The organism is Barnesiella sp. CU968, from assembly GCF_905219685.1.
GTDB classification, from domain to species: Bacteria; Bacteroidota; Bacteroidia; order Bacteroidales; family Muribaculaceae; genus Lepagella; species Lepagella muris_A.
Genome location: NZ_CAJMXD010000164.1, coordinates 1 through 6,388, shown reverse-complemented (window position 1 = coordinate 6,388; position 6,388 = coordinate 1). Strand labels below are relative to the sequence as shown.

The following is a 6,388-nucleotide window of genomic DNA, read 5'->3' as shown; positions in this document are numbered from 1 at the left end:
AAGGAAACAGGTGAGTTTATCGGCTATGTTGGATTCCACCGCTTTACTTTCGATGTCCCCTTTTCACCGGGATGGGAAATAGGCTGGCGAATATCTGATAAATTCTGGAATAACGGTTATGCGACAGAAGCGGCGATGGCGTGCATAAAGTATGCCCGGGAGAAGAAAATATGCAATAAATTATACTCCTTTACTGCCGTACCTAATATTCCTTCAGAGAAAGTCATGAAGCGCATCGGAATGACTTTTGAAGGACTGTTCATGCATCCGGCGTTAGCTGACGGCCATTGGCTGAAAGAACACAAACTATACTATATAGATTTATAAAGGCACCGCCCAGTCCCGCAAAGACGAGTCTGTGATATGCCGACAACGCAGGAAGGCGGCACATCACTGTCTCGGCTCGTGGACTGCTTTCAAGCGGTAAGTGGCAGGCTGTCGTAAAAGCCTTTATCAGGCAACGGCGAAAAAGAACTCGGAGGAACGGCAGAGAGTCTCAGAGGTGGCATCAGCGAAGCCGTTGCCGATCCTCGGAGGCGTTGCCGATTCTCGGTGTTCCGCAGTTGCCCATAGGCAGGAGGCTGTCAAAAGGTGTCAGTGCCTGCACCGTCACCTTTTGACGGCTTCATCACCGCCAACAATGCAGACCGCCCAGCCTCTTGCCGCTTTCAACCGTTAAATATCTCAAGCATATCACTTTTATGTTCTACATAAAAAAGTCACCATTTTCGGGAACTTACGAAAATGGTGACTACTGTATTTTACTATAATGATTCTAATCATTTAAGATTTCCCAATGTCCCCCTTTTTTTGAGCCAACTCTTTTTACTAAATGAGTCATTTTGGCTATTTCACGGTCAATAGTTGAAGTTCCAACTCCAACCTCTTTTGCTATTTCATCCAGAGTGATTTCCGAATTATTTATCATAAGAGCTAAAATCTCTTCTTGGCGAGGTGATACTTTAGCACCACTTTTAGCACCACTTTTAGCACCACTTTTAGCACCACTTTTAGCACCATCTCTGCCCTCATTATCCTCCGTCTTTCTCTGTATGGCGGATTTGAGAGGGAATGACACGACTGCAATTGTACGTTCACTCTCTATGGTCGGGCGTGTACCGGTCAGCCTCTCCCAACTCACGAGCTTCTTCATGCCGTAGCCTGCATTTTCGGCGATGCCAACAAAACGGAACAGTTTGGCAATAGTCGGATTTCGTAATTTGGAGTATATTCGTCCGAGAATATCCTTTACCGGGAGAGGGAAGGATCCACCATTCATAAACTCTATATGGTCGGTATAAACGCGGATACAAGAGCGCAACGAATCGAAGTGGTCACAGTGCATAACCATGTTGGCGAGTGCTTCGCGGAGAACGTTATATTGGCTCTCGTCTGTTGTAGCGAATCCATCCTCCTTGATATGAATCGGTGCATCAACAAGAGTGCGGAAGCGACGCAGAATAATTTGGACAGCTTCCCAGATGTTTTCTTGTTCTGGAATACGATAAGTATATCTTACTTCTGCTTGCTCGATTGTCGGAGCTGGAATCTCGATATAGTCAACACAGAATGTGGGAACGTAGCGCAATACATACGGTGCTTTGCCGAACATCAGGAGTCCGGCATAAGTGAGTAGCCCGTTTCGGGTAATATTGACCTGCTCGCAAAATTCAGCATCATCAACCTCTCGAAGACTTACAAGATTCTGTGTCTGGCTAAGAGCAAACCTATAACTTTTTAGAGTATTGAGATTAAGCATTTCAATACTTGTCTCAGGTATGGTTTCCTCAGTTTTCTTTCCAAAGGACTGATCGCGGAACATCGCACGAATTTCTCCCTCTGTAGCCCTCTGGTCACCACTACCCATACGAATGAACGTATTTATGGGATTATTATAGTAAACGGGCTTAAAATCTACTTCGGGGACATAGAAAGCAAGGATATTCTTTCCATCAATATTGTATCGTTTGGCGGTTGCTTTTAATCTCTGATTAAATTTTTCTCCACGAAGTGTTCCAAGAAAATCCTGTTCAAGTTTCTCTATGTTATCCACTCCTTGAATCTCAAATGTCTTGCCGGATTGTTTTACACCGAGTACAATCCAGCCACCAGAGGTATTTGAGAAAGCACTGACGCTTTCCCAAACATTCTTAGGTAACTCGGATTTTGCAGCCTTGACTTCAAAATCCTCCCATTCTATGTCGCGTAGCTTTGCTACTAATTCATCCTTAGTCATTTTGATGACAAAATTACGAAAATTCTGTTAATTATCAGCTATGTGAGAGTAGTATCCTCGATGGTCAAAGTTCCTGAATATAATCTTTCCGCAAGATGCGGAAGATTTGTTGTTTTGAAATCGTCCGCAAGCTGCGGATGATTCGTTGTCTTAAAATCATCGGCAGCCTGCTGACGATTTGTAGATTTGAAATCTTCTACACCCTGTAGAGGATTTGACACGAAAGATTTTGCAGCCGGCAACTGTAAACCTCAATATCCTGACTATATACCGAAGAGTTCTACCAGAGGAATTTTAATCGAGAAGGTCAACGAGTTCTTTCTTCATGTCCTCATCAATGTCACGATAGCGGGCGAAAGCTTTGCTACCTTCCTTGTGACCGCTAAGTGAGCCAACGAGGTTGGGGTCTTTCACTTTCTTGTAGAGATTACCGATGAACGTGCGTCGAGCCAAGTGACTGCTGGCAATCTCATTGAGAGCACGCTTCTCTTCCGCTCCGGTCGTAGGATTGAGCACAGTCACCATACGGGTCACTCCGCAAATGGTAAAAAACTTCTTGATGGCCACATTGTATTTCTGCGAACTGATGAAGGGAAACAGTTTTCCGTTCAGGCCATCGCGTCCGGCATATTTCTCAACCAGAGCCTTTGCTCTTGCGTTGAGAGGAACACGGACTACTTGTGGACGCTCGCCCTTTGTCTTCTGCGGCATATACTCGATGGCACCGTTAATGATGCTCGCTGGAGTCATGGCCATAAGGTCGGACACACGACAACCGATAAGACATTGAAAGATGAAAATGTCTCGTTGCGCTTCCAGTGACGGATTTGCGGAGAGGTCATAGTCTGCAATCTGGTCACGCTCTTCAAGAGAGATATAATAGGGTGTGCCATATACCTCGGTGGTGGTCCCGTTATACTTGGCAAACGGATCGTTGGTCGTAAGCTCTTGGTCACGACACCAGCGATAGAATGCCCTCATCAACCCGAAAAGTCCGACGATGGTATTATCGCCCTTGGGATGCGGTTTTGGCTTTTTGCGCTGTGAATGGGTATCGGCAGGCACAGCCTCGTAAATCTTCGGATATTTCTTGTAGAACTTATGTTCGTTGCGCAGGAACTTCTCAAAGTCGTTCACATCATCGACCGTAAACTCATCGAGTTTGATTTTATACCTCTTATTGCCGTTGGCTTGGATGTAGAGTTCATAGCGCATCAAGGCACGTTTGAGGACACGGAGGTGCCTGATTCTCCACTCCGAGATATTCTTCTTTGTAATGTAGTCCTCGAATATGTCGAAGAAGGTAACTTCTGGAGCCACCGGAGCCTCTTCAACCGGAGGATTGAGGAATAGATCAAGTTGGGTGAGAAGAAAATCTTTCGTTACCTTATTGAGCGGAGTATCCTCACAAATACGGATTAGAAACTTCTCAATTTCATCAAGGCGATCTTGAACATCGCGTACCTCCCTCTTCAATTCCGGGTCGCGGGGATTGGAGAATTTGCCATCCTTGAATAGCTCCTTCTTGATGAACACACCGCTCTTGATTCGGTGAGAAACACTATGTGAAACGGACACTCTGAGCATGAATTCAGCCCTGCCCGACGGATTTGTCTTCGCTGATAAAGACCGCTTAATTGTCGCCATAGGAGAGTTTATTAGAGTTCAACTTAGTTGTACTTGCTTGATACAAAGGTAATCATACCCTCGTACATATACAACAATTTTTGTCAGCAAATTGTCAGCGAAGGTTGAATTTTAACAAATCGAGTTCGAGTCTGACTGAAATTTGAACCGGTTTATTTCGGTTTATTTCGGCTGAAATACAGCATTTTACTCGATTTAGACTATTCACTTAAAAATGAGCACTATTCATTTCGATTCATAGTTAATGCTCCTGTTCTGGGCACAGATAAAGCGAGATAACTCATTAAAAATACAATAGTTGTCTCGCTTTTCTTTATTTTTACGTGCATATTACGTGCAAAAGCTCCGCACGCAACTCCGCCGCAAATCTTAATTTATGCGTAACTTTCGTCTGTAAGCATACGGTGTATTAAATATAAACTTGTTGTTTCAACTCGGATATATACTATCCTGCCTAACCAAATTAATGTCGTGAAGTGAGTTTAGGACTTAATGATATGACTTACCATATTTGAGAAAATCTGCCAGTCTCTTTTTATCTCTTACTTCTGATATGATATGTTTTGCTTTTAGAATACGAGCTCGCAGAATACGCTTGTTACTTTTCAGTTGATGGGTAATAGCTGGCGAATTACATATTTTTGCAGCTTTTTTAGCATACGTCCAGAAATTTCCAAAAGACTTTACACCTGTATTAAAAAAACGAGACCCATCCAATCTGCTCCTTCGGAAGATTATATGGCGTTTACTGCCTATAGGTGTGTATTTTTTTAGTAATTGTCGAACGAACAATACACCACCAGTTTTATCTGTTTTCTTGATAGCAAAGTGGGTTTTGGCATTGACGGTTCGTTTCATCTTATGATAGTATTTTGAGATACTCTTGTTTTTCAGCCGTATTACGTTGCCGTCAAAGGATAGCCCTAGATATTCAATAACAGCCTGTCTCTTAGTTCTTTCATCTGTTACTCTTAATCGACCCTCCTCCTTTTTTACTATAAATACAGATGTTTTATCTTCCGCTATTGTTAATTCTTCTTTTGAAATTAATTCCTGAAGAATTGACAAAACCTCATCATGCTTATTGCCATCACAAACTATGATAATATCATCAGAGTATCGCCTGTAATACCCCCCGATAGACCTCAGATAATCCAAAATAGTCCTATCAAAACGCCACATATAGATATTCGCCAGAACTGCACTGATAGGCAAACCTTGGGGGATTCCGAAATTAGATTCGTTTTTATGTATCATGCCATATTTACGAATATCCGCAATGAAATCTTTGTCACAGAATGCAAGAGCATCCTTATCACGAAAGAATTTCATGCTCGACAAAGTTCGCTCCGTAACTTTCGTCTTTTGTTGGCATAAGATTCTTGTGCGATATACATTAAACAATTCTTGTGCGTTCACATATGCAAATCGAGTAACGTGCTTAAAAACCGCATATTCATCTTCAGGCATAGAGTCAAACCCGCTTACCTCTTTCCATGCGGCTTTAAGCATTCTATGATCCAACTTATCGAAAAAAGATTTAATATCAGCAATGATTACTATCTGTTCGCTCAAGGCACCAACTTTGCAAATGTGTACAAAAGCATCTTTGGCAAGATCAATATTGCATTTGTTCCCTTTATCATTTTCTCTAGACAATGAACGATAGGCAATAACACTCTCACCATATCCATAAGTTTTCAAATAATTCTCATATCGCTTCTCCAAAATTTGTCCATAGTAGGAATAAATCTGAGCATCCAGATGAGCAGCATAAGAAATCGGTCTACGCTTGGTTGTTCGTTTTGTTATGCCATCCTGTTCTCTATATCTATGAGAAACCTGTTCTCGTCGTATTAACGGCAAGAAGGAATGATGGGAAATCTTTTGAGGATTCCGGACATAGCATTCAACCTTGTGACGGTCTTTTAGCTCTAGTGGCAGTCCAATATGCGGATATTTCTTAGGTTTAAACCAATCTTTTCGCTTTTTCATATGGAGTAAAAACAAAATAAGCGACCGAATCGGAGTCTCCCACGGTCTGCAGCCCGTGTAGCATTCAATTGATAACCCAAGACCATACAAGGGTCTCACCCCTATGATATTAGAATAATATCATTAACTTTGTCAATAATTCTACTCAAGATGAACAGAACTACAACTTGGTCAACATTATCCGAAGTCTGCAATGTGGTGACTATTCTCGGCTTCCTACTTGAGGTCGCTCAAATAATAGCTCCTTCCATTTGCTTACTTGGAAACGTCATCCTCTTGCACCTTTTTGCAAGAGCGCCTGCGGGAGAGTAGCAGATTTGTTACCTAAAGACATGCTTCAGCTATTCGGTCGCTTACACAATATGATATGCAAAAAACGTGCCAATATGCTTTCTACACAATATCTGCCAAAATGACATATACAACTCTCGCAACAACCAATTGGTATTATTTGGTATTATTTCACTAGTGTCTCTTAAAAAGTGTTAATCAAATTTGAGGTCAAGAGTT

6 protein-coding genes are annotated in these 6,388 nt (G+C 42.2%); 2 read left to right on the top strand and 4 right to left on the bottom strand.

Going from position 1 to position 6,388, the window contains the following annotated elements:
• Both JX312_RS07680 and JX312_RS07675 read left to right on the top strand, forming a co-directional pair.
• The coding region (locus JX312_RS07680) for a GNAT family N-acetyltransferase (protein ID WP_204457595.1) at positions 1-327 on the top strand (327 nt) is incomplete at its 5' end.
• A gap of 100 nt (positions 328-427) precedes the next feature.
• A complete protein-coding gene (locus tag JX312_RS07675; RefSeq protein ID WP_204457594.1) occupies positions 428-679 on the top strand; it encodes a hypothetical protein in 252 nt (83 codons plus the stop codon).
• A gap of 96 nt (positions 680-775) precedes the next feature.
• Here JX312_RS07675 and JX312_RS07670 read toward each other — a convergent pair whose 3' ends face one another.
• The 4 genes from JX312_RS07670 to JX312_RS07655 form a co-directional block, all read right to left on the bottom strand.
• Positions 776-2,236, bottom strand: a complete 1,461-nt coding sequence (locus JX312_RS07670) for an RNA-binding domain-containing protein (RefSeq protein WP_204457593.1) — start codon at positions 2,234-2,236, stop codon at positions 776-778.
• Positions 2,237-2,274: 38 nt separating this feature from the next.
• Positions 2,275-2,457, bottom strand: a complete 183-nt coding sequence (locus tag JX312_RS07665; protein WP_124096469.1) for a hypothetical protein — start codon at positions 2,455-2,457, stop codon at positions 2,275-2,277.
• A gap of 73 nt (positions 2,458-2,530) precedes the next feature.
• Positions 2,531-3,883: a site-specific integrase gene (locus JX312_RS07660; RefSeq protein ID WP_123403311.1), complete on the bottom strand. Its 1,353-nt coding sequence runs from the start codon at positions 3,881-3,883 to the stop codon at positions 2,531-2,533.
• Positions 3,884-4,372: 489 nt separating this feature from the next.
• Positions 4,373-5,878: a reverse transcriptase/maturase family protein gene (locus tag JX312_RS07655; protein WP_204457592.1), complete on the bottom strand. Its 1,506-nt coding sequence runs from the start codon at positions 5,876-5,878 to the stop codon at positions 4,373-4,375.
• Between the last annotated feature and the right edge of the window lie 510 nt (positions 5,879-6,388).

What these genes read in the sequence shown, in the direction of transcription:
- JX312_RS07670 (WP_204457593.1), bottom strand. Translation starts at nt 2,236, where the DNA reads ATGACTAAGGATGAATTAGTAGCAAAGCTACGCGACATAGAATGGGAG.
- JX312_RS07660 (WP_123403311.1), bottom strand. Translation starts at nt 3,883, where the DNA reads ATGGCGACAATTAAGCGGTCTTTATCAGCGAAGACAAATCCGTCGGGC.
- JX312_RS07655 (WP_204457592.1), bottom strand. Translation starts at nt 5,878, where the DNA reads ATGAAAAAGCGAAAAGATTGGTTTAAACCTAAGAAATATCCGCATATT.